19 protein-coding genes and 1 tRNA gene are annotated in these 22,636 nt (G+C 47.1%); 9 read left to right on the plus strand and 11 right to left on the minus strand.

Annotated elements, in window-relative coordinates; translation table 11 throughout:
• Window positions 1-100: 100 nt before the first annotated feature.
• The 3 genes from QGG23_04310 to QGG23_04320 all read right to left on the minus strand — a co-directional run bounded on the left by QGG23_04310 (window position 101) and on the right by QGG23_04320 (window position 2,236).
• Window positions 101-589 carry a hypothetical protein gene (locus QGG23_04310; protein MDP6048650.1) on the minus strand — a complete coding sequence of 163 codons (489 nt, stop codon included), beginning with the start codon at window positions 587-589 and terminating at the stop codon, window positions 101-103.
• A gap of 202 nt (window positions 590-791) precedes the next feature.
• Window positions 792-1,424 (minus strand): hypothetical protein, encoded by a 633-nt coding sequence (locus QGG23_04315; GenBank protein MDP6048651.1) that lies wholly within the window; start codon window positions 1,422-1,424, stop codon window positions 792-794.
• Complete coding sequence (locus QGG23_04320; GenBank protein MDP6048652.1) at window positions 1,421-2,236, minus strand: 4Fe-4S binding protein; 816 nt, start codon at window positions 2,234-2,236, stop codon at window positions 1,421-1,423. Before QGG23_04320 ends, QGG23_04315 begins: the two co-directional genes overlap by 4 nt.
• Before the next feature lie 685 nt (window positions 2,237-2,921).
• Here QGG23_04320 and QGG23_04325 point away from each other — a divergent pair.
• Window positions 2,922-4,490, plus strand: coding sequence for a gamma-glutamyltransferase (locus QGG23_04325; protein ID MDP6048653.1), 1,569 nt, complete (start codon window positions 2,922-2,924; stop codon window positions 4,488-4,490).
• A 161-nt stretch (window positions 4,491-4,651) separates the two neighbouring features.
• On the opposite strand, the gene QGG23_04330 is transcribed toward QGG23_04325, so the two are convergent.
• Both QGG23_04330 and QGG23_04335 read right to left on the minus strand, forming a co-directional pair.
• Window positions 4,652-4,758 (minus strand) — tRNA-Met (locus tag QGG23_04330).
• Between the two features lie 212 nt (window positions 4,759-4,970).
• Window positions 4,971-6,092, minus strand: coding sequence for a DEAD/DEAH box helicase (locus tag QGG23_04335; protein ID MDP6048654.1), 1,122 nt, complete (start codon window positions 6,090-6,092; stop codon window positions 4,971-4,973).
• A gap of 571 nt (window positions 6,093-6,663) precedes the next feature.
• On the opposite strand from QGG23_04335, the gene alr reads away from it, so the two are divergent.
• Both alr and QGG23_04345 read left to right on the plus strand, forming a co-directional pair.
• Window positions 6,664-7,848 carry an alanine racemase gene (gene alr / locus QGG23_04340; GenBank protein MDP6048655.1) on the plus strand — a complete coding sequence of 395 codons (1,185 nt, stop codon included), beginning with the start codon at window positions 6,664-6,666 and terminating at the stop codon, window positions 7,846-7,848.
• Window positions 7,849-8,040: 192 nt separating this feature from the next.
• Entirely contained in the window at window positions 8,041-9,054 is a 1,014-nt protein-coding gene (locus QGG23_04345) for a DUF362 domain-containing protein (protein ID MDP6048656.1), read from the plus strand.
• 109 nt (window positions 9,055-9,163) lie between these two features.
• On the opposite strand, the gene QGG23_04350 is transcribed toward QGG23_04345, so the two are convergent.
• Window positions 9,164-9,556 carry a hypothetical protein gene (locus tag QGG23_04350; GenBank protein ID MDP6048657.1) on the minus strand — a complete coding sequence of 131 codons (393 nt, stop codon included), beginning with the start codon at window positions 9,554-9,556 and terminating at the stop codon, window positions 9,164-9,166.
• 189 nt (window positions 9,557-9,745) lie between these two features.
• Between QGG23_04350 and QGG23_04355 the strand changes: the two genes are divergently transcribed.
• The 3 genes from QGG23_04355 to QGG23_04365 all read left to right on the plus strand — a co-directional run bounded on the left by QGG23_04355 (window position 9,746) and on the right by QGG23_04365 (window position 11,822).
• Window positions 9,746-10,138 (plus strand): hypothetical protein, encoded by a 393-nt coding sequence (locus tag QGG23_04355; GenBank protein ID MDP6048658.1) that lies wholly within the window; start codon window positions 9,746-9,748, stop codon window positions 10,136-10,138.
• Between the two features lie 135 nt (window positions 10,139-10,273).
• Window positions 10,274-11,014 (plus strand): hypothetical protein, encoded by a 741-nt coding sequence (locus QGG23_04360; protein ID MDP6048659.1) that lies wholly within the window; start codon window positions 10,274-10,276, stop codon window positions 11,012-11,014.
• Window position 11,015: 1 nt separating this feature from the next.
• A complete protein-coding gene (locus tag QGG23_04365; protein ID MDP6048660.1) occupies window positions 11,016-11,822 on the plus strand; it encodes a hypothetical protein in 807 nt (268 codons plus the stop codon).
• Window positions 11,823-11,990: 168 nt separating this feature from the next.
• On the opposite strand, the gene QGG23_04370 is transcribed toward QGG23_04365, so the two are convergent.
• The 3 genes from QGG23_04370 to QGG23_04380 form a co-directional block, all read right to left on the minus strand.
• Entirely contained in the window at window positions 11,991-13,919 is a 1,929-nt protein-coding gene (locus QGG23_04370; GenBank protein MDP6048661.1) for an FAD-dependent oxidoreductase, read from the minus strand.
• A gap of 141 nt (window positions 13,920-14,060) precedes the next feature.
• Window positions 14,061-15,233, minus strand: a complete 1,173-nt coding sequence (locus tag QGG23_04375) for a M24 family metallopeptidase (protein MDP6048662.1) — start codon at window positions 15,231-15,233, stop codon at window positions 14,061-14,063.
• Between the two features lie 12 nt (window positions 15,234-15,245).
• Window positions 15,246-16,403, minus strand: a complete 1,158-nt coding sequence (locus tag QGG23_04380) for a M24 family metallopeptidase (GenBank protein ID MDP6048663.1) — start codon at window positions 16,401-16,403, stop codon at window positions 15,246-15,248.
• A gap of 119 nt (window positions 16,404-16,522) precedes the next feature.
• On the opposite strand from QGG23_04380, the gene QGG23_04385 reads away from it, so the two are divergent.
• The 3 genes from QGG23_04385 to QGG23_04395 all read left to right on the plus strand — a co-directional run bounded on the left by QGG23_04385 (window position 16,523) and on the right by QGG23_04395 (window position 19,899).
• Window positions 16,523-17,539, plus strand: a complete 1,017-nt coding sequence (locus QGG23_04385) for a succinylglutamate desuccinylase/aspartoacylase family protein (GenBank protein ID MDP6048664.1) — start codon at window positions 16,523-16,525, stop codon at window positions 17,537-17,539.
• Window positions 17,540-17,737: 198 nt separating this feature from the next.
• The gene (locus tag QGG23_04390) at window positions 17,738-18,589 is read left to right on the plus strand and encodes a creatininase family protein (protein MDP6048665.1); all 852 of its coding nucleotides are present in this window, start codon (window positions 17,738-17,740) and stop codon (window positions 18,587-18,589) included.
• Between the two features lie 143 nt (window positions 18,590-18,732).
• Window positions 18,733-19,899: a pyridoxal phosphate-dependent aminotransferase gene (locus QGG23_04395; protein ID MDP6048666.1), complete on the plus strand. Its 1,167-nt coding sequence runs from the start codon at window positions 18,733-18,735 to the stop codon at window positions 19,897-19,899.
• Between the two features lie 156 nt (window positions 19,900-20,055).
• On the opposite strand, the gene QGG23_04400 is transcribed toward QGG23_04395, so the two are convergent.
• Window positions 20,056-21,573, minus strand: a complete 1,518-nt coding sequence (locus tag QGG23_04400) for an amidohydrolase family protein (GenBank protein ID MDP6048667.1) — start codon at window positions 21,571-21,573, stop codon at window positions 20,056-20,058.
• Between the two features lie 39 nt (window positions 21,574-21,612).
• The gene (locus tag QGG23_04405) at window positions 21,613-22,626 is read right to left on the minus strand and encodes a succinylglutamate desuccinylase/aspartoacylase family protein (protein ID MDP6048668.1); all 1,014 of its coding nucleotides are present in this window, start codon (window positions 22,624-22,626) and stop codon (window positions 21,613-21,615) included.
• Window positions 22,627-22,636 lie beyond the last annotated feature (10 nt).

The raw sequence follows: 22,636 nt of genomic DNA on the forward strand, positions 1-22,636 counted from the left end.
TAAGAAACCTTCGAAAAAACCTCTTAAACATAATTTTTTTGTGATTTACTGTGCTGTAAGCTTCGACTATTCGCGCGCGAGTCATCGTTGCCGGTAAGCCTTAGCTGCCGTCAGGAGGTGTGCCGGTGAAAACATTGGCGTTCGGCGTGGAGTTGCCCGCAAGCCTCCTGAAGGAGTTGATCTGACCCACGTGGGTGAAGGCGTCTGAGATGGGACCGTTGAGGATATACCAGAAGGGTCTCCCCTTGATGGTCACTCCCTTCAGGTCCTCATCGCTCATAAGGATCAAGGTCCCTCTCAGGGCATAGATCATTTCCAAAACGCGCCTCCGAGTGATGGATATATGGTCTCCTTGCTTGAAGCCGCCGACACCAGATGATAGGCACATCCAGTTTACGAGAGTCCAAATATGCCTTACAAGCTCCTCGATGCTCATGCAGTCGGGGGCCGGTCTAAAGCCGTAATCCTCATCGCTGAGACCTTCTGTCGACCAACGGAGGCGGAACCCTAGTCCGTCAAGGAGGCGGACAAGTATTGTGGTTCCAGACAAGGCATTGGGATACGGAGGAATTTGATGGTAAAGGTCCATGTAGTTCAGATTCCAATTCGAGAACCTCGGTCTAAAGCACTTTCGGTCGTTCTATAGTGCAAGAAGGTTAGGGATGGATAATAAGCGCGCAGCTTAATTTCTACATACCTGAGGGATAGATGAAGGCTATCCTTTCCCGCGCGCGCTCAAAAAGAAGAAACGAGATGTCTAATTTAGTCCTGGGAAGGGGATTTAAAAACGATCACGGGTCCAACAGCATCTTCTTCAGCAGGTCTTCAGCGCGGGCTGTGTTAAAGACTGCGCACTCGCAGGATTTGCCCATGATCTTGGCGGCCTCTGCAGGGGTGAGCCTGCGCATCTTGATGTAGTCGATCATCTTACGAATGAAGTTAAAGGAGACAAGTCCATGGCCGCAGAGAGTGTTTATGGTGAGCACGTCCCTCTCAGGGAGGCGGTCTTTGGCCCCCCAGAACCCGAGGGATTGCTCGACACTGTGCCGGTCTTTTCCCCTGGTTCTGCAGCACTCTTGGACTTCATCAAGGAGCCCGCTGACATTAATTGATATTCCGAGATCAGCCTCGATAAGTTCGGCGATGACATTTTTTAGGGAATCAAGGCTAGTGAAGACTGCGGCTGATGTGGCGCCATCTCCAAGGCTAGAAATCAGCTCATCAATATTAATGTCATCTTTGAAGATGTTTCCTTTCTTACTGCTCCCAGTGTTTACAGGATCGTATTTTTGGCAAATGCGGAGGAACTCCCGGATCTTAGCCCCGGAGCCCTTCCTGTTGATCCCCTTTGCCGTAGTAGTGAAGATTACATAGTCCTTCTTGAGCTCCTCGACCGTTCCCTGCCTGTGAAGCGTGTTGGTCACGTCAATACATCCCTGTGCAGTGGACGGCCTAGCCCTAGATTGGTCTTCCCGTTGGGAGAGAGAGAGTATCCCGCCTCCGCCACCCATCTCTGGTGGGGGACTGAGCCGTCGGGGAGGCACCGGGATGCAACGGCAACGCTAAAGACGGTGTAGATCTCGCTCTGGACGGCCTGGAGGGCACTGAGGTAATCAGGGATCCTCTCTAGGATGGTCTTCGCCTCAATAATCGCAGATATAACCTTCTCATCAAGGACCTCCCCCCTTAACTTCCCTGTAACAAGGTCTTCCATGAGCTGGGTCACCGGGTTGTTGGGCTCAAACTCGGGCGCCAGGGGAGCAAGGGCCATAGCGACCGTCTGGACATCCCGAAAGTAGGCGCCAGTCCCGGGGCGCCCTAGCTCTACCACGATGCCCGCCTCCCCGGGTCCCAGTCGACCTGTGACGTCGTTGGTCTTAATTTCCTCGGTGCCCCGGCCGCCTATCCCGGTCTCTGGGTGGACCACAGTGGGGTCGCTAAACGTGGCCCGGAGGTTCCTGGGATACTCGAGCTTGGGGGGCTCTAGGGCTCCAGTGGGGCAGACGTCCACTGGAGCCATGTACTGGAGGTGGAAGAGGGATAGAACGCTACGCACGGCTCTCATAAGAGAGGTAGTATACCCCTCATCCTTCAGGGTCCGGTAGCAGGTGGAGCACTCAACACAGTTGTCCTGATTGACAACAGATTTCCCGTTGAGGTTTAATGAGATAGCCCCCATGACGCAAACGGCGTGGCAATTGCCACATCCCACACACTTTTTCTCATTGATATTCAAATCGACATTCCCCTGGTTCAGTTACAAGTGATTCGGACGCTGTTCTTTTCCAGAGAGGTTCAGGAGATGTAAAAGAATTTGCTTGTAATGCCCAATGGAGTGAAAATTGTCAAAGGGGTGATAAAATCAAAGAGAACGGAATCAAATACTACTTTTACGCGTATGCGCGGGCAATATTAAGTTAAAAATGATTGCTGATGAATATATCTCATCGCGCGCAGCCCCCTTCAAGAACTAAGGAGTAATCTAAGAATATTGATCTTGATCCAATTTTTTCTGAATCTTAAAGACAAAATTCATTACTAGAAAAATCCCAGCCCGTGAAAGCGGTTCTAAAATAAATCTAAGGGAAATAGGTTCTCGTCACTAATACGCGCTATCCCCTTGTCAGATTAGCCTTATTTGGCGTGATTACTGTGCAAAAAACGGAACGTGGGGTTATTAATGAGGAACTATGGTCACCCCTTTAAAGGTGAGTTGGGTAGCTCATGCAAAAGGTACGCATACTATTGCTTCAGAGCTAGGTTCATGCAAACCCTAAATGCATAGAGGATATCAATTATAGGGGGGGAAAATCATCACCAGAGCATCTATGGGAAAGATGGGACCAAAGCCCGTGGTGCGGAACAAAAGTGTAGTTTGCAGTAGCTCTCATGCCAGTGTTACCAATACAATGTTACAAGTGATGAAAGACGGCGGCAATGCTGTGGACGCCACTATCGCCGGCAGCATGATACAAGCCGTGGTGGAGCCTCACATGACAAATCATACGGGCAGCGTCTCATTTCTATATTGGGAGGCTGACTCCGGCCGTACATATCAGCTAAACGGTTCAGGCACACTCGTCCCCGGGTTGCCTCCCTTCCGGCCTGTTCCAGGTCTACCCGGATCTCATCTATCGGGGCCTGGCCACAATCCATGCGCGTGTATTCCCGGTTTCATGCCTTCAATGGCAGCGTTACATGAACGCTTTAGCAGCAAATCGTGGGATTATTTATGCCAGCCTGCGATTAAAGCAGCAAAAAAGGGTCATATTATGTCATCTTTTGAGTATGCCGCGCTAAAGGCTGATCTCCGTCTCTACACGTATTTTCCATCTGGCCGTTCGCTATACACACCGAACGGATTCCTTCCGGATGTGGGTGAATATTTCCGAAATCCAGATTTGGCTGAAACGTTGCAACGATTGGCGGTTGAGGGACCGACCTATTTCACAGAAGGGAAATGGGCGAAACATTTCGTGGCGGCCGCCAATAATCTTGGATGGCCAATTAACTTGGCCCAAATGACGGAGATCCCGCCGGAATGGGTCGATCCACTTCGCTACGATCATCGCGGGCATGAGGTAATTCAATATTATCCCCCTCAGCGAACCGGAGTTTTCACTGCAATCGTGCTTGGTATTCTGAAGCAATTCGATCTTGAATCATTAGGTCATTATACAGAGTCGGCTGAGGCACTCTATGTAATGGCCCACGCACTGCGCTACGCCCATTGGGAACTGGGTATGCTACGTGATCCAGCAGTATTCGAGGTGCCGATAGACAGGTGGTTATCGCCTGAATTCCATGCAATGATAGCCGACATTATATGGAACAGCAGACCCAAAAAGGACCTGAGAGAACATGTACGAATCATCGCGGGGGACGCCGGTCTAGCCGCAGGTGGCATCAGCCCTGTCGCGACAAACGCCCAGAATCAACCCTCCGGAAGTTGCGAGTTAAGCGTTGTCGACTTGGAGGGCAACTGGGCTCAGTCGATGAACACAGGGCAAGCCGGAGGTATACCGGGCGTAGTAGTGGGCGGCGTGCCTATGATCGGTAGCCACGCTAAAACCACCATGGCTGCGCCCATGGAGGGGTGGTTCGCAGGGGGAGGCAGGATGAGATCAATGATTGGCAGCACCATTGTAATGCTAGATGGCCAACCTTGGCTGGGGCTTGGAACCCCAGGTTATGTTTATGCAACAATTCCGCAGGTGTTAACTAGCATCCTTGATTACGGCATGGATCCTTATGAGGCATCAGTGATGCCGCGCATGTTCCCCCTCTATGACGACTACGTACTGGAGATCGAAAGCCGAATTCCGAAGAAGGTCTCAACTGACCTTGCTAGAATGGGGATCCTACTGCGACCACTGGAACCATATAATACAAGCATGGGTTCATTCCAAATCAATTGGCGTGACCTAGAAACCGGCTTGCTCAACAGCAGCGCCGACCCACGCCGTATGGGGACAGCGGCAGGTTTTTAGTAAATCTACTAGACTACGAAAACAGAGAAAACCTTCAGTAAAATAATAAAGATCGCGCGCGCGACTCTGTCGGACTATATCTCCACTGTTGATCTGCATTCACCATGGACGCTCAATAATAAGGCTGACATCGAGTTCGCCACCGTGGGTGGAGTGGAAAGTGCCGGGGATGGGATTTGAACCCACGCTCTCTATCCGGCCTGGGCGCTGGTGCCGCAGTCCTCTGGATCATGAGTCCAGCGCATTAGCCAAGCTATGCTACCCCGGCTCCTGCAATGAGAGACCGTCCCTGAGATTTAAATCAGTCCCTGGGGACCCCACAGGTCATCAGACTTCCCCTGCATAAGTTGGTACCACAACTATTTTTAGGCATAGATGGCATTGGCTAGTATCGGGCTAGTAACAACGCCTTCGATCTCGGATCTGGGGGTTAAAGAATCAAGTCTTACCTCGGGGTATCCATCAAACAAACATATATAACTAGAAAAGAAAATCCGGGGGTAGAGTCATCTTCTTGATCCGGGTCCCGGTGAGAGCCTCAATGCGAGCCAACTCAATTTCCTCCTCATAGGTGACTAGGGTGATCGCAGTACCTGCTTTCCCAGCCCTCGCGGTGCGCCCTATCCTGTGAAAGTACATGAAGGGGTCGTCCGGGATATCGTGGTTGATGATGAAAGGGACGTCTACAATATCGAGACCTCGGGCAGCAACCTCGGTTGCTACTAGAATGCTTACCTTGGCCTCTCTGAATCTGCCAAGCACCCCCTCTCGCCTTGCCTGGCTTAGTTGGCCGTGTATGGATTCCGCGTCGTAACCGGCCCTCTTGAGCAGCCCTGTAACCCGGTCCACCGTAGTTCTCCTGCGGCAAAAGATGAGAGCCCTATCAATTTTTAGGAGGTCTATAACTCGGGTCATTATGTCGAATTTCTCGTGGACGGCTACCCTCATGAATCGCTGGTCGATGCTCTCTACGGCGATTTCATCCTTGCTTGCTATAACCATCTGGGCCTCTGGGATATACCTCCTCGAGAGCCGCCGGGTCCGGTCGTCTATTGTGGCGGACCAGAGGCTCGCCTGTTTGTCATCCGGGGTTCGCCTCAAAATCCACTCGATGTCGTCAATGAAGCCCATATCCAGCATCCTGTCCGCTTCGTCCATGACCAGCGATCTAATTTTCCCGAGCTCCAAGGTGCCTCTCCTCATATGGTCCATGAGTCTCCCTGGAGTCCCTACCACGATATGGACACCCCTTCTGAGCTCATTGATTTGCCTCTCGATGGAAACCCCGCCATAGATGGTGAGCACCCGAAGAGGTGTGTATTTGCCATAGCTGGCGAGGTCGTCAGCGATCTGCACTGCTAACTCCCGAGTCGGGGCCAAGATGAGTCCCTGAACCCCCCGTGCATCCCAGTCCAGTCTCTCAATTGTAGGTACACCAAAGGAGGCTGTCTTCCCGGTCCCTGTTTGCGCCTGTCCGATAAGGTTCACTCCTTTAAGCATCAGAGGGATTGCCTGCTCTTGGATGGGGAACATCTCCTTAAACCCCCTGTCAGCGAGGCCACGTTTTAAATCAGAGCTAATATCAAGTTCGGTGAAATTCATCGTAATTAATCATTCTCCTTTTTAACTATTGAGACAACGTGCATTGCAGGTCTATTAAAGATTTAGTCCTTGGAAATAGGAGTACGCTTGTATGCGCTATGATAAGCATCTTAGCAGTTAATTATCTTCAAGACTCTCTAGTAGAGCGAAGTAAGCTTCTTGGTTAGGTTGAACGGGGAACAATAGAGTAGCTAGGGACATTATGCTATTTCTTTGAGGTCATTCTTTACAGCCTTGATACCCGGCCTATTGTTAAAACCGATGAAGACGTTGTAGGCTGCGATAGGAAATTGCGTGCACAGCGTCCTAGAAAAAGACTCATCCTAAAGGTGACTATCCAGGGATTTTATCCGGGGCGATACTCCTTTTGACGGAATATTTTTCTGCACAGCCAAGCATTTGGGTGACCTCATCCTCTGAGAGATAAAGGGGACTCATAGAAGTTTCTCTGATTATCTTTAGTTTAGTTAACAATTAGTAGAGGTAAGGAAAAGGAGAGTTTTTCTCTAGAGATAGAAATAAACTCACCGGATAATCTAAATTTCTCAGTTTACCTCAAGACTAGTTAAAGATGCAGAACGTCATCCGCCCCGTTTGGGCTAAGATAGACATGGACTCCCTAGCCCACAATATTGGAGAGGTTAGAACGATCACAAATCCTTCCGCAGAGATTATAGCGGTCGTAAAGGCAAACGCCTATGGCCACGGCGCAGTCCAATGCTCCAGAATCTTCCTTGAAAACGGCGCTAAATCCCTCGCGGTTGCAACTCTAAATGAGGCTATCGAGCTCAGAGTAGCGGGTATTGAAGCCCCTATTCTTATTCTCGGATATACTCCTGTTGAGCATTTCGAGACGATATTAAAATGGGGTATAACTTCAACCGTTTATACTGTCGAGGGAGCTAGGGCACTTGAAGAGGCAGCTGAATCAGTCGGGAAGGTCGCTAAGGCACATGTAAAAGTTGATACCGGCCTTGGGAGAATAGGGTTTCTCCCCACCAAAGAGGCGCTGAATGCAATAGAAGACATCGCTCAACTCCCCTTATTTGAGATTGAGGGTATTTTCACTCACTTTGCCATCGCTGATGCGGAGGATAAGAAGTACACAAGGAGGCAGTTCGAAGATTTCTTAGGCTTCACGGAACAACTCGAGGTCCGGGGAATAAGCCCCCTAAAGAGGCATGCAGCTAACAGTGCAGCGATCATTGACATTCCCGAGTACGCCCTAGACGCGGTGAGGCCGGGCTGCATGCTCTACGGACTCTATCCCTCAGAGGAGGTGGATATGGGTAGAGTTGACCTCTGGCCCTCGATGACCTTGAGGACAAGGCTCTCCAACGTGAAGGTCGTCCCCCCGGGGACAGGAATAAGCTATGGCCTTACCTACACCACGGGTGCAGAGAGCATTATCGGGAGTCTCCCAGTGGGATACGCTGACGGCTACAGTAGAGCCCTCTCGAACCGGGCAAAAGTCCTAGTGAAGGGAAAAAGGGTCTCGGTCGTGGGGCGGGTATGCATGGACCAATGTATGGTCGATCTTAGTGGAGTGGAGGGAGCGGGGATCGGTGACGAAGTCATCCTTTTTGGTAGCAGGAGGAGAGGGGCGCCAACTGTGAACGAGATAGCAAGATGGAGGGGGTCTATCGCTGAAGAGGTGGTTAGCACTATTTCTAGGAGGGTGCCCCGGGTCTATTCAAAAGGCGGGAAGATCGTCGAGATTGTGGACTATGTTCGGGATGGGGCTGAGAAGCGCTAGGGTTTTTTCTTCACTCTTTTAGGAGGCAAGGTGTATTAGTTTCGAGAAGACCGTAGCGGGTCAATATAGCGGCCATGTACGTGATAGATACTGGTGATAGTCTCCATTCATTTTTGCTCTCAGAGAAATTGAGGAATAAATAAATATTGTGCTTACCTCATTTGAAACATGGAAGTTACTCGTGAGAATTCTATGAATATTTACCGTCATCTTATTGACAATCCCCCTCGGGGGCCTGAGGCCCCTTACAAACCACTCCGGAAGGGCCTCTATTCTGTTGATGGTAAAAGCGTTGTATCTCTAGTTCGCACTGACGATCGGAGAAAAGGAATAAACGAGGCTTTTAGATTAATCGGAGGAAGTCCCCTTCTCTTTAAGGATGTGAAGGGCAATATCGTGATTAAACCGAATTTAAACACGGATGATCCATTCCCTCGTAACACACATCCGGATACCATTCGCTTCATATCGGAGAGCCTCATCAACGCTGGCTTTCCAGCAGGCCAAATTATAGTGGGAGAATCCTCTGGCAGAGCCCGCGGGCTCCCCACACGTCACACAATGGAGAATATGGGGATAAAAGCCATAGCGGATGACCTAGGAATACAATTGAGTTGTTTTGAAGAAGAGGAATATGTAACGGTCAGACCTCCAAAAAGCCGGTGGTGGCCTGATGGTATAAAAATCCCACGTAAAGTCTATGAGGCTGAAAGAGTAATCATTGCGCCGGTTATGGACCTTCATAGAGGTCCAGTTTCTTTCACTTTAGGACTTAAGATTGGGGTTGGTCTTTTGGACTCCATCGGACGAGAATGGTTACATAACGGACCGGATTATCCCGAACCTGATTTCCTGGAAAAAGCTATGGAGATAAACTTGGCTTATTCTGCCGACCTAGTTGTAATGGATGGTATGATGTTCCGCCGGGAAAGATCTACAAGTCCTACGGCTATAGCTAAGCCAGGCATAATAATTGTTAGTAACGATAGAGTGGCCGCTGATGCAGTGGCAGCTACTGTAATGAAACATTACAAAACTGAAAAGATGATTGGAAAGCCCATCTTGGAGTATCCAACACTGCAAATGAGCAAAGCCAACGGTATAGGGACACCAACGATGAAGGAAATGATACTAAAAACTTCGAACTTGACGGCAGATAATGACTTTGAGGATATTATACAAGAAGTTCATAACGAGTTGAATTGAGCCTGCTTTTGGCTCCTTTCAAATCTTAACTTAAAACAACTCTTCAGGTATAAACAGGCAAATCATAAAGGGCATTACATCAAATGCTTTCCTAAGTCATTAATCAGGACTATCCCGCGCTATTATTTATGGACATAGAATCAATGAAAGAGTTGAACACCGCTCTACATTTCACGGTGTCTTTCCTGTTTGGCCTGTTCTTTATATAATTATGCACATTCATCATCACATCACCTTTAACTGTAACAGCTAGCTTTTCCCCGATTTTGATTGCTCTAACCTCAATTCGTATCCGTGAGGGAAGGAAAGAGTTTCCAACAAAAAAACCCATCACGTCTTCCATCATACCTGACTTTAGGGTCTGATCGAATATCTCAAACACATGAACAGCCCCCTCATCGCGTTCGTATATTAAATAATCCCTTTTTTCACTAAATTCGCGGATCTTTTGGAATAAATGTTCTTTTGTTCTATTCTCAAGGAGAAGTTTCTTTCTCAACATCCGAGAATCAAACGACCTCGAAGTATTTACTCATTTTGTAAATCTGAACAGGTTATAACAACTGATTAGGCTTGGAGAATTCTGGTATTTTTATGGAATTTTAATTTGATGGATTGTCGGAAATTAGAGGTATGATTTATCACAACTACATGTGTGCGACTTTTTATTATCCTAAATTAATACTTAGATATGAAAAGCTACATCAAGATCTTTGGCCCACCTGTTTTAGAAGCGATAAGAGAACTTGAAAAAATAGCTGTAGGGCTACCCCAGGTCCGCATATGGGATACAGTGTTTGCAAGAGGTATACCAAAAAACCTGTCAAGAGATGTAGGGGGGCAACATTTTCAAAATAATAGGTTGGATTGGATCGGTTCATATTTTGAGAAACAGGGAGTATCAATTTCAAGGGAACGAATTAAAAACATTGTTAGCTCCTCAGGTTCTTCAATTGGAAATTATGATTTTTTCTTTGAGTGGCTGGAGGGTCCAACCTTCGAAAATTTAACGATGTTGATTGAAAAAATTGATAATGCCCTAGCGCCACTAGGATGTCGGTACACAATTACTACTCTTAAATAAATCTGAATATAACATTTTTATTATAGGTCGCTGCATTGGAAGAGAGACGAACATAAAAGAGAATTGGTTTTTTACGATCTCGTTTTTTACTGAAAGATATTATATACTTCAGGAAAGCAATTTCATTTGATCAAAATGCACGTTATAGCGACAGAAGTTAATCCGATTAATACTAAGCAAGGAGTTGAAATCAGGACACTACTTAAACACGAAAATAGTCAGTCAGGAGTCTTGAGTGTATCCCACATAACTCTTCAGCCAGGCAGTGAAATAGTATTCAATGATCCCATGACAGAGTATATGCACTACGTTATACAGGGGTGCATAGGCTTTGGAGGGCTTAGTGGAGATCTGCTACCTAGTAACACAGCCATCTTTATACCATGCACCAAAACTGGCACTGAACCATATATAGCAAAGCACACAATCGCCCAGACGGGTGAGGCTGAAACTAGGTTATTGACCGTTGCCTGCAAGGTTTCCAAGCCAGCATTCAGCTGGTCCCGAAGGCTCGATCGGAACCTATACCATATACCCCAATACCATTCCGGAAAACAGATCACAGGTCAGACAAAAGTGTTGAACGAGCAAGAACTCATAGGTCTAGGCGCCTCAAGGATTCATTGTGTAAAAGTCCAATCTCAAGCAACCGGAACCGAAATTCCACCTTACTGTGGTCCAGAGCGGATAATGTATCAACTTAGTAGCACAGGGGAGCTGGACTCCGATGGGGATAAAGTGAGGACTCGTCCTGGGTCCTTTATTTATACACCTGAGGGAGAGATGCACAGCGTTAATAACACACATGAAAAATTCCCTATGCAATACGTACTGGTAGAGTTTGTTGATCACGAACAAGTCCGGAGGGGTGAGTAATATGCATATAAATATCGAAGATGTTGAACCAGTTGAGATAAGTGATGGAGTCTTTGAACGGGTGCTAATGAAGCCTGAGGACAGCCGGCCAGGGGGCCTTGGCGCCAGACACTATGTTGTAAAAGAGGATTCTACAGTCACCTTCGAGGAACCCTTAACAGAGTTTCAGCACTACATTATTTCAGGCGTCGGTTTCTATGGGGCCAACCTCGTTCACGGGGATACGACCATTTTCGCGCCAGCAGGAACACATGGCCCCACAAGCCAGCGGAAAGGCTTGAGGAGGCACAGCATCGCCAATGTAGGTGAAGGGGAACTACGGATGTTCACAATAGCCTACAAAGTTCCAAGACCCGCTTTCAGATGGGCCAAGTCCCGAGTAAGAAATCTACATCAAGTACCTACTCCTCACCAAACAAGGTACGGATATACACAGATAATAACAGAGGAAGAACACGCCATTATGGGAGCTCTGAAGATGCATGCAATTGACATACAGACACATCCGGGAGGATATGGCAGAGGAAAAATAGATCCAAAAACAGGGAAAAAGATCGGAGGCAGGAATCCCGAGGAGATACTGTACTGTCTTAGAGGTCTCGGAGAGTTCATGGGAGGCTTAGAAGGCGGTGAGGTAAGCACTGCAAAGCCGGGATCGTTTGGTTATGTCACAGAGGGAGCCCTCCATGGAATATGGCACTCAACTAGCGATGTTCTCCAATATGTATGCATGGAGTTTATAGAACACGACAAGAGCTGGACAGAAAGAGGCTATCAAGGCGAAGTAAGCCCCGCAGATTGGAAGTAAAAAAACACAATCTCTATTTTTTTTCTTATTTTTTTACGAGGGATCAATTCTAACAAAAACATATCTGGAGTCAGATAAATTACGCATGTTTTACTTTCCTCCGAATAAAATCAACAAATTATATAAGGAGCATAATTATTCCTGAAAATATTACAAGCCTTAAGCGAGTTAAATCTGATAGGCCACAAATGTGGCCTCGTGGATAGCCTCAAGAATTCGACTAGGTCTGACACAGTCACCTATTTTATACAGTTCGTTAACCTGACCCTCCAAGCTATCGTATAACTCATCACAAGAACGAGAGCCTACGGCTATCACAACAGTGCCCGCTTTGAAAACATGCTTTTTCGAGTTTGCCCCAGTCGCTTCCAAGCTGTCAGATGATATCTTGTTGACCTTCATTGAGGTGAAAACCCTAACCCCCATCTCTTGAAACCTTTCAAGCAGGAAAACTTTGCTGAAAGGCTCCATGTCTATCCCGACATCAGAGAGCATCTCTATTACAGCTACGGTCTTACCCTTCTCTGCAAGGTATTCAGCAGTCTCTAGTCCTACCATTCCTCCGCCCACGACGAACACATTATCTTTTGCTTTGAATTCACCGGCCAAGACCTCCCAAGCACTGACCACGTTAGGACCATCTACTCCAGGAATTCTGGGGATAATCTGTACGGACCCAGTTGCAACTACAACTGCATCTGGTGTTTCATTTTGAACTAGTTCCCTTGTAACCTCTTTCCTGAGGACAATATTTACACCTGATTTGGCAGCTTGATTCACTAGATAATCAGTATAATAATTGATTTCTTCTTTTAGGGGTGGTGTGCCTGCCAGTATAAGCTGTCCACCTAGCATTCCCTGCTTTTCGTAAAGAGTTACATCGTGACCTCTTTGCGCTGCAACAGTCGCAGCAGTCATACCAGCAGGACCGCCTCCTATTACAAGTACTCGTTTCTGTTGTTTAGCCAGGGATAAAGGATAATTTTGAATTCGACCCAAATTCGGGTTAACTGTGCAATGTACCCGTATGTTTCTAGAAGTAGCCATCTCGCAACGGAGGCATGCGAAACAAGGCGTAATATCGTCAAATTTCCCCCTTCTCGCCTTAATCGGGAGCTCCGGGTCAGCAAAAAGCGCTCTCCCCATGGCGACTAGGTCTGCCTTTCCCTCCACTAATATTTGCTCAGCCAATCTGGGATCGTTTATCCTACCGACAGCGATAACGGGAATATCGACAGTCTCCTTAATACCCTGAGCAAGATGGACATAAGCCGCCCTAGGGATGCACATAGGGGGCATTGCCTTATGATAGGACTCTACGATGCCCATGGTGACATCTATGCAAGATACGCCTGCGTCTGCTAGGTTTTTTGCGATGAACTTGTTGTCCTCAAGGGTGAGCCCCCCCTCTATGAATTCATCCCCGCTTATCCGCACCATTTGAGGGAAATCTTTACCTACTTTTTCCCTAGTCCTCTCGATGATTTCTAAGAGAAAGGTCAATCTCTTCTGAGGGGTCCCCCCATATGCATCGGTCCGCTTGTTGACGAAAGGAGAGAGAAATTGGGAGATCAGATACCCACTAGCACCATGGTATTCTATTGCGTCGAAGCCGGCCTCTTTAGCTCTGAACGATGCTTTGGCGAAGGCTTCAACCAAATAGTCTATTTCGTCCAAAGTTAGAGCTCTTGCGGTTGTCCCGTATGGCGCGCAGAATGCCTTTGAAGGCGCTATTGGTACTTCGCCTACAGCTTCCGATGAAGAGATTGCTCTTCCTCCAAGGCTTAGCTGAATCGCTATCTTAGCCTTATGGATATGGACCGCTTCAACGATGTCGTTAAGGCCACGTATATGCTCGTCAGTATCTATCCTCAGACGACCCGTCTTTTTTTCAAACGTAGTATCCACAAGGACCCAAGGGACTATAAGCAGGCCAGTTCCACCCTGTGCCCTGGTGAAATAATGATTAATGTGATAGCTGGTCGCTTCGCCTGAGACACTAGCGAAGCGGGTTCCCATAGGAGGCATCACTATCCTGTTTTTTACCTCCATAGTCCCTATTCGAATTGGTTCAAATAGTCGAGTAAGAGCGGTCATGCTTTCAATACCTCACAGGGAGCTATTTTAAAATTTTCCGACAGCCTCTTATTTGAAATAAATGCGAGTCATTGATTGAAACAAAAGAAATAAAAAGGAAGAGAACCCTGCAAGAAGGTCCTCTTTAAGTTTCAAATATCATTAGAGGTTGTAGGCCGCTATATAGGGAGCCCGCCAGTTTATGTACCAACCAAGGGTCTTGCATCCGGTGTCAGTTACTATGACGGTATCCTTAGAACGCCAGATCTCTCCATCTGGGCCGGATATAACTGGGTCTAGGACCAAAATCATTCCTGGCTTCAACTCTGTGTCATCGGTAGCGGTAAGATAGGGTGGCTCGTGGGATGTTACTCCTATTCCGTGGCCAACTCCAAGACCGTTTAGTAGCTTGATACCATCGTTTCCCGCCTTCTCTAATACAGAGTTATAGACCTTACTGCATTTCACCCCAGGTTTGATAGTATCCATCGCCTTTTTCCTTAGCGATATTAGATCATTGAAAGTTTTGCTCTGCTCTGCGGTTGGTTCACCATTGATCACCGTTCTAGTCGCATCAGACCAATAACCATCATAAGAGCTAACCATACCCAAACGCACAAGCTCCCCATTCTGTAACACCTTCTCCCAGCCAATCGCATATCGATCAACTAAGGGCCACATTTTTTTCGCGCTTATGCCAGATGCAGCTTGGGCCATAGAGTGATGTCCAACAGTATCGAGGCCTCGCTCCATGCAGTGAACCCTGGTGTCCTCTGCCAATGCCATCTCGGTCTTGGGATGTGTAACAATGATGTGATGAGCGGAACCGACGATTCCGTGGTCAGTCCGATAAGCTACATCCTCAAGGAGCTCCGCTTCTTCGGATGTCTTGGTCATCCTGAGTGTTTTTATCCAATCACTGCAATCCACAATCTCTAGTCCAGAGAGAGCATTCTCAATATTATTGAATAGAGCGTTGGACACCCGATTCAGGTCAAGTCCGATCTTTCCCCCGTTATCAACTAACCCTTTGAGCTCCTCGGCTAGGGTTTTACTAGCGGGTTTAATGCTATCCTCTCCCTCCGTGTAGGGTGAGACTTTCTCAAGCCAACTCATGTTGCGAAGTGTCGATTCCCACTCAACGGGGCATATACAGATTCTAATCCCATTTTTTGGCCATATTACTATCACGGGTCGGTCAGGGTAGCTATAGAGGAAAGGCATTGAGGCGCCACTAAGATATAGAACGTTATCCGAACCTACAGCTACTATTGCGTCATATTCAGAATTTTCTATTGCATTACAAACCTTTTCTTTTATACCGAGTTTCTTCATTTTTTTCATCTCCTAATGTGTCGACCTGAATCCTATCACAGAATATAGCTTGTCCCATGTCTTATACCAGCTAAGAAGAGTTGGAGAACTCTCCGTGATTTTGTAGATATCTTTAGAGTGGATTAGCTCTTTTTCTGGACCATAAGTATAAACATCAAGTGCTATGACCATACCAGGTCTAAGGACGGTTTCATCCAAGGAGTTCAAGAAGGGGGCTTCTCTGTGGCTGACACCAACGCCATGACCAATCCCAGCCTCCTCAAAGAACGGTATCCCAAGCTCATAGGCTTTCTTTTTCACCTCGGCGAAAGCTTCGTTGCATTTGGTGCCAGACTTGAGAGTCGCGAGGGCCACAGATTTTATCCTGAGGTTGTTCTCAAAAGCAGCTGACTGCTCATGAGTCGGATTTCCGATCACAGCCATACGACCTGCATTTGACCAGTATCCTTTGAGGTGATTTGTTATATCTATCCGGGCAAGGTCCCCCTCCTTAATCCATCCTCTCTGAGCAGTGTAAAACATCTGGGCAGCAGCTCCCACCTGAGTTGCCATGTGCTCTACGCCAGTGCCTCCGAATTCAAAGACATGAACTCTCACTCTCTCCGTAAACTCATTGATAGTATATCCAGGGACAGCGACGGTCCCCTCTAAATGCATTAAAGCAGTGATGATTCCCAGCTCAGATTGATATGCTGCAGACTCGATTAATTTCACCTCCTGGGGAGTTTTTAATAAGCGAAGATCTCTGAGCACACTATCAAAAGGTATCCATTCAACATCAGAGATAATCTGTTTTAAATTATCTATAAATTGTTTTGATGCTCGGGTTTCGTCAATCCCGATTTTAGCTTTTTCAAGACCGAGTCGCGCCATTAGGACCTTGATTGTCCCGATGAGTGCCTTTGGGGGTAGGTCTTTGTTTTCGTCATAAGCTACCAGCTCCCCATTCCAGCCTTGGTCTCTTACTGCTTCCTCCCAGTCAATGGGACATGCAATACCACCTAGTCCCTCCTTGGTATGAAGCACTACAGCCTGCCTGTCCGGGTAATTGGAAGCAAAGGGGAGGATTAGATGACTCACATAGGTGAAGTTATCCACACCTATTACCAATAATGCATCCAGATCCTCGGTTGCTATGGCAGTATTAATTTTCTTATCGATCTCAATCATTTATTCATTCTTCCTTCCTGTTTTACGGAGATTACCATTCCAAATACGATATGCGGAATTAAACGTTTTCGAGAGTGAACCGGTGTTCTTAAATAAACTTGGATATCGCTTTCCTTATTATGTCAGGAGACAGTTTTAACCCTTTAGAAGTCAAAAAGGGAGAAAAAAAATTCGGATACGTGCCTATTGTAGATACGGTAGCAGCGAAGTTTGATATGCCCGTGGGCGTCGTTAATGGTGTTAATGATGGTCCCACCCTCGCAGTGACCGGAGGACTGTATCCCACTGAGTACTGTGGCGTCGAGGCAGCCTCCAGATTATACCAGCTCTTGGACCCCGAGAAACTATCGGGGCGGTTTATCACCATCCCCGTGATGAACATGAACGCGCTCCAGTTCCGAGTACCCGGACTAAACCTAACATCCTCCTCCACGACCCCCGTCGACAGGGGGAGAATAAACAGCTCATTCCCAGGGGACCCCGAGGGGAGACCCACCCAGATTCTCGCCCACAAGACGTTCAATATCCTCTCTAAAGCGAATTACCACGTCGACTTCAGGGGAGGAGACCTGAACGAGTCCCATCTCGTTCACACTATCGTGCTGAGGGCCGGAAAAGACACCGATGAGACAGGTGAAACCATGGCGAAAGTCGTCGGATACGAGTATGTGCTACCCAGCACCCCGGAGATAGGACACACGAGACCCGGCACGATGGTCTACGAACTGAACAACGCCGGTGTTGCCTCCATCATCACCGAGAGCGGCCTTGGATACAGAGAGCAACCTCTCGAGGAGTTTGTCGAGTTGCACATCAGTGGCACATTGAACCTCTTGAAGCACTTCGGCATGAGCGAGGGTGAACCGACGAAGCCCAAGAATCAGAGATACCTGAACAGCAAATGGAATAGGGCGCCTGCCCCGGTTTCAGGCATCTGGACCGCCACCGCCGACTATGGAGACATCTTCGAGAAAGGGGACGTTCTCGGCAGGATCACCGACCTCGACGGCTCCACGCTGGCAGAAGTGAACGCTCCGATCAGCGGTATCGTTCACACCATGTTCCCGAAGCGGGTAGTCCACAAGAACGACCCGCTGTTCCTGCTCCTTGAGATCGAGGGCAAAACAGGGTACTAGCAAGAGAGATTTTCCGAGGGACATTCATTCCCTCACTTTTTCTACTTATTTTGGTTCCATTTATTTTTTGTACCAAAGCAATTTTGTTTATAATGATCTATCCAAAAGTAAATTTGAATTCCATTTTTTAAATGAAAAAATAGTTATATAGGACAAATCTAATCTTTTTGGAATATGACAAAGTATCTTTTAGCAGATATGACTTCTGCCGAAGCTGCGAAGATAGTGAAAGAAAGGAAGATCGTTGTTGTGCCGGTGGGGGCGATACATAAGCATGGCGATGGTCCACTTGGAACAGATATGTTCTCCTGTACAGAGCTCGCTAGAAGGCTTGGCGAGGCAATTCCAGATAAAGTGATAGTTGTCCCGACACTCCCCTACGGAGTATCAGGCAGCGCTACTCTACCTGGGACTATAAAAACTTCACAAGAACCTGTAAGGCAAATAATCAAGGAGATCTCGATGTCATTCGTCAAATTCGGTATCAAACACTTCTTATTTCTCACCGGCCACGGTGGGAATGACGGTGCATACCTGAGCGTAGCAAGAGAGCTCAATAAATTGGGAGTGTTATGTGCCTACGTCAGGTGGTGGGATCTTATGATCCAGCTGGAGGGGGACAAGAATCCAAACTTTAGAAACGTCAACCTCTTGGAACAAAGCGTTGACGCTGCATGCGGTAAAAATGACCCCTCGGTCTTGAGAGACGGCGAAGGCAGAACAGGGGCTTTCCAGCAACGTCTCCGAAAAGACGTGCTTAACGATAAGTTCAGTTCACCCGTGAAAATTGATGGGACCCTTATTTGTGCGGGCTCTGATCCCAAACTCACGAGTGTCCCTCATGGAGTGGTATACAATAAGGGGACAATTCAGATGCCGCTCCCTAGAGCAAAGGTGGATATAGATGATCCTGAGCCAGGCGAATGGGTGAGCATCTCCGACAAAGTTAGTGCAGAACAAGGCGATTACATACTGAACACTTGCAGAGACTGGCTTGTTGAGTTCTTAGCAGACTTTGAAACCCTCGAGATCCCGGAAAAATACCTATAAAAAACAAATACCAGTAACCCTTTTTTTTCTTTTTACCATTTTTTCTTTGAACTCCATTATTTGTATCTATATGTTGAGGTAGATATCATATTTTCACTTTCTGAAAACGCTTAATACTAATCAACAATACTCTGAAGATTACTATGGGAAAAAGATGGATATCAAAAAACCTGAAAAAAATGGAGCCCGACCCGTTTGGTGAATTAAGAGAAAAGATCCGCCACATGTCTAACGTAATCAATCTTAGTAGCGGAGATCCAGACTTCCCGACCCCGTCCCATATCGTTGAAGCGGCGTATAGGGCTCTCCAAGATGGATATACACACTACACGCTCACCAGTGGTCTTCCCGAGCTCAAAGAGGAGATCGCTCAATACCAAAGGAAATTCCATATGAATCTGGATCCAGAAGGAGAAATATTGGTTACACCGGGAAGTCAACAAGCCTTGTTCCTGACACTCACCAGCATACTAAATAATGCAGATGAAGTTTTAATACCCGACCCGAGCTACACGGTTTATTCTCCAATCATTAAATATCTCGGAGCAAAGCCGATCATCTTTCCCTTGAACAGGGAAAATAACTTCCATATCGATCTACCAACCTTGGAAAAGAAAATTTCTCCCAAAACCAAGGCGCTAATAATTTGTTCTCCAAATAATCCCACAGGAACTGTCTTCTCAGATGCTGACTTAGAGACAGTTGCAGCTATTGCCATAGAGAATGAGCTCCTTGTGATATCAGACGAGATTTACAGCGAGTTTGTCTGGAAAGGGAAACACAAATCGATCGCAACCTATCCAGGAATGAAAAATAGAACAGTGGTTATCGTAAGCTTTTCCAAGACCTTTTCCATGACCGGCTGGAGATTGGGTTACTTAATTGCAAACCAAGAGCTTACACAGATGATGGGGGGCCTTCAGGCTAATATGGTCATTTGCCCTGCTGGATTCGTTCAGAGAGCGGGGCTGGCCGCCCTTCAGGGGTCATGGGAGCCAGTGACTTTAATGGCTCAAGAGTACGAGAAAAGGGTAGATTATGTAGTCCAGCGCCTTAACGCATTAAAGGGTATATCCTGCCGCAAACCTGAAGGCGCCTTCTACGTCTGGGTTGATGTCTCGGCGCTTTGCCCCTCCAGCATTGACTTTTGCAACGACCTCCTCGAAAAGAAAGCACTCATAACAATGGCTGGAAAGTATTTCGGTCAACAAGGCGAGGGTTTCGTCAGATTAGCTCTGGTCAAACCCATGGATGTTTTAACTGAAGCTTTGGATAGAATGGACTCATACATCAACGGATTGGATATCTGAGATATTCGTCTCCCGTGTGTTCAACATTGCACATATCTTCAATGCATTTGTTTGTTTAATAATCACTTAAATCAAAGAGATTCAACGCACTAAATAGAAAAATAAGATACCCTCAATCGGGGGGTACATTGTATCAAATGAAGCTGCTGAAAAAAATCAAGGAGAGCCATCATCTATTAGTTTGTATCCTGTCCAAAAATTGTCTCCACTATTCAGGTATTTGTCAAGTGAGTATCCTAGACTCTCGAAACGTTGGAAAGCAAGCTCTATCTCAGCACGGGCAAACCTCACAACTTCTGATTCATCAACGGTTTTCACTATTCTGTTCTCCATCAGAATCTTCCCGCGTACCATCGCAGTTGTGACATCGTGACCCGAACCGAAATATACCAAAAGTTGAGGAATATCCCTCAGCGGCGTATAGTGCGGACGATTTGAATTTATCAGTATGATATCAGCCTGTTTCCCCACCTCAATGGAACCTATCTCTTTTTCGAGTCCAAGAACACGGGCTGCATCTATAGTTACCATTCTAAGAGCTTTCCCAGCGGGTAAATAACTCGGGTTTTGTTCGTGATATCTCTGGATCAGGATCTCGTTCCTCATACTAAGGAAAAGGTCATAGGACATGTGTGGCGCTGCTCCGTCAGTTGAGGTTGCGACACAAACACCACTTTTAATAAGATCAGGAACGGGACACCGTCCGTGCCTGGTGGGTTCCGTTGCGGAAGGAGCCGTGGCGATCTTTGTATCAGTCTGGGAAATGATCTCAATCTCTTTCGCAGTAAGCCCGTTGCAATGAGCAAGAACAACGTCGGGACCGAACAGTTTGAAGATATTTTCTTTCCCGAACTTTTCAAGGCCGAACTCAAGTGCATCACCATAGAGGTGAGTGTGAATTTGAACCCCATATTTGTCCGCGAGCCGCCTCATCTCCATGGCTTTTTCCAGGAGGACAGGGATGTCTTCGTCTCTATAGTTATAGGTAGCATCGTGTTTGGAGTGAGACGGCAGTCTCCCGCAAAGATACGGGAAAGAAAGGCAAACATATATCCTGCCATCCGCTTCCATGTGCCATTTTTCTATAACTTTTTTAGTATTTTCAATTGTCTCGTCATAGGTGTAGATATGTTTTGAAGGCTTTCCATCCGCCCATATCGTTGACTCTAGACGGTTCTGTCCTGGAAGGAAGGGATCGGGAGGACCCACACCAATAACGGCCCTAATTCCCACCTCTTTTACGGCTTTAGCATTATTGTCAGCCCAAGCGGGAGAGTCAAGTCGTGCTGGAGTCGCGCCAATAATAGAGACACCAGTTGTTGTTCCGGATTTTAACCGGTCTACAGCCGCGAGTAAACCATCGGCATACCAGAACTCCTCTGTGGATGCATTGAAGTAAAGATCGCTAGAGGGCCAACCTTTGAATGGGTTCCAGATACCTTTTATCATCGCGTGGCCTGCATGGGCATAGGTGTCAATTAGTCCGGGCAGAATGACAGAGTTTGAAGCGTCAATTACTCTGTCTGGATTGTATTTAGCCCCTAATTCTCCATGGGCTCCGATGTCTACGATTATCCCATTTTTGACTGCAATGGCTCCCTTTGTTATGATGTCATTTCGGGGGTTCATTGTGAGAATAGTCCCATTCTCAATGAGTAGATCTAGATCATACATCTGGAACTCCCCCCTTTTTTCATTAGGGCTTGCTTATGTTTATGGGGGGGAGATGGAGATCAGACGTCCCCCCTCCTCTATTGGACCATAGGTTCTGATGAAAATAACTAGCCCATCTATTGGTGCTTTGATCTCTTCAATCCCTTTTGGTATAGAGTGGACCTCGGCGAGCAACTGTCCCTTTTTGACAGAATCTCCGTTATCTACAACAGGATTGAATATTCCGCCGTTGACCGTTCTAACCGTTTTGGTGCCATCCTCTAAAGGATCCACTACAATCCTCTCTCCTTGATCAACGATCTCTCCGTCCAACATTTCCATGGCTTTCATCACGTTGAGGACTCCGGTAATGAAATATTCCACGTATTCGTCTTCAGGTAAGCCAGAGCCGCCTTGTCCTGCTTCGGGATAGATTCCAGCTCTACCCTCCCTCACGGCGACAAAAGGCATTGCCAATTGGACAGGCCATCCATAGTCCTCCTCATTATCTCCTTGGATGATGCGGTCTCCCCCAAAGGCAATTGATAGTTCAAGTGATCGTTTTCCTGCTCCGTTCCCAATTTCAGGGGGGGTATAGGCCATGGGGTTATTAGACCCGCCCCGGCCTGCAGTATGCATATCGATTACACAGTCAGCCTCTGAGGCCAGCGTATTCAAGATATACTTCATTCTCTTGGAATAGGACCCTGTGGGTGATCCTGGGTGGACCCAATCGGGATCGATGGGGTCGTAGGGATTGGACCTTGATCTGAACACGTATCCTGCGGGATTCTGAACAGGTACGAGGATTAGTTCACCTTTCACATCATTAAAGTCGATTTGGTCTTGCAGCCTTAGGATAGCCTCGACTCCATTAATCTCGTCGCCATGAATTCCACCGCCGACATATAACTTAGGGCCGGCTTGTTTTCCTATGATCCGAATGACATCAATATCCACCTCTACTCCACTTTTCATCTTTGTAGAAAAAGGAGGTACGGTATTATGGGTGCCAACAGGTGGGATAGTATGTTTCTCGTAATATTTTCCGGGCTTTAAATTTTTGGAGTTCATCGTTAATTAA

The organism is Candidatus Bathyarchaeota archaeon (genome assembly GCA_030739585.1).
Lineage (GTDB): Archaea > Thermoproteota > Bathyarchaeia > TCS64 > TCS64.

What these genes read in the sequence shown, in the direction of transcription:
- QGG23_04310 (MDP6048650.1), bottom strand. Translation starts at nt 589, where the DNA reads ATGGACCTTTACCATCAAATTCCTCCGTATCCCAATGCCTTGTCTGGA.
- QGG23_04325 (MDP6048653.1), top strand. Translation starts at nt 2,922, where the DNA reads ATGAAAGACGGCGGCAATGCTGTGGACGCCACTATCGCCGGCAGCATG.
- QGG23_04335 (MDP6048654.1), bottom strand. Translation starts at nt 6,092, where the DNA reads ATGAATTTCACCGAACTTGATATTAGCTCTGATTTAAAACGTGGCCTC.
- alr (MDP6048655.1), top strand. Translation starts at nt 6,664, where the DNA reads ATGCAGAACGTCATCCGCCCCGTTTGGGCTAAGATAGACATGGACTCC.
- QGG23_04345 (MDP6048656.1), top strand. Translation starts at nt 8,041, where the DNA reads ATGAATATTTACCGTCATCTTATTGACAATCCCCCTCGGGGGCCTGAG.
- QGG23_04350 (MDP6048657.1), bottom strand. Translation starts at nt 9,556, where the DNA reads ATGTTGAGAAAGAAACTTCTCCTTGAGAATAGAACAAAAGAACATTTA.
- QGG23_04355 (MDP6048658.1), top strand. Translation starts at nt 9,746, where the DNA reads ATGAAAAGCTACATCAAGATCTTTGGCCCACCTGTTTTAGAAGCGATA.
- QGG23_04360 (MDP6048659.1), top strand. Translation starts at nt 10,274, where the DNA reads ATGCACGTTATAGCGACAGAAGTTAATCCGATTAATACTAAGCAAGGA.
- QGG23_04365 (MDP6048660.1), top strand. Translation starts at nt 11,016, where the DNA reads ATGCATATAAATATCGAAGATGTTGAACCAGTTGAGATAAGTGATGGA.
- QGG23_04370 (MDP6048661.1), bottom strand. Translation starts at nt 13,919, where the DNA reads ATGACCGCTCTTACTCGACTATTTGAACCAATTCGAATAGGGACTATG.
- QGG23_04375 (MDP6048662.1), bottom strand. Translation starts at nt 15,233, where the DNA reads ATGAAGAAACTCGGTATAAAAGAAAAGGTTTGTAATGCAATAGAAAAT.
- QGG23_04380 (MDP6048663.1), bottom strand. Translation starts at nt 16,403, where the DNA reads ATGATTGAGATCGATAAGAAAATTAATACTGCCATAGCAACCGAGGAT.
- QGG23_04385 (MDP6048664.1), top strand. Translation starts at nt 16,523, where the DNA reads ATGTCAGGAGACAGTTTTAACCCTTTAGAAGTCAAAAAGGGAGAAAAA.
- QGG23_04390 (MDP6048665.1), top strand. Translation starts at nt 17,738, where the DNA reads ATGACTTCTGCCGAAGCTGCGAAGATAGTGAAAGAAAGGAAGATCGTT.
- QGG23_04395 (MDP6048666.1), top strand. Translation starts at nt 18,733, where the DNA reads ATGGGAAAAAGATGGATATCAAAAAACCTGAAAAAAATGGAGCCCGAC.
- QGG23_04400 (MDP6048667.1), bottom strand. Translation starts at nt 21,573, where the DNA reads ATGTATGATCTAGATCTACTCATTGAGAATGGGACTATTCTCACAATG.
- QGG23_04405 (MDP6048668.1), bottom strand. Translation starts at nt 22,626, where the DNA reads ATGAACTCCAAAAATTTAAAGCCCGGAAAATATTACGAGAAACATACT.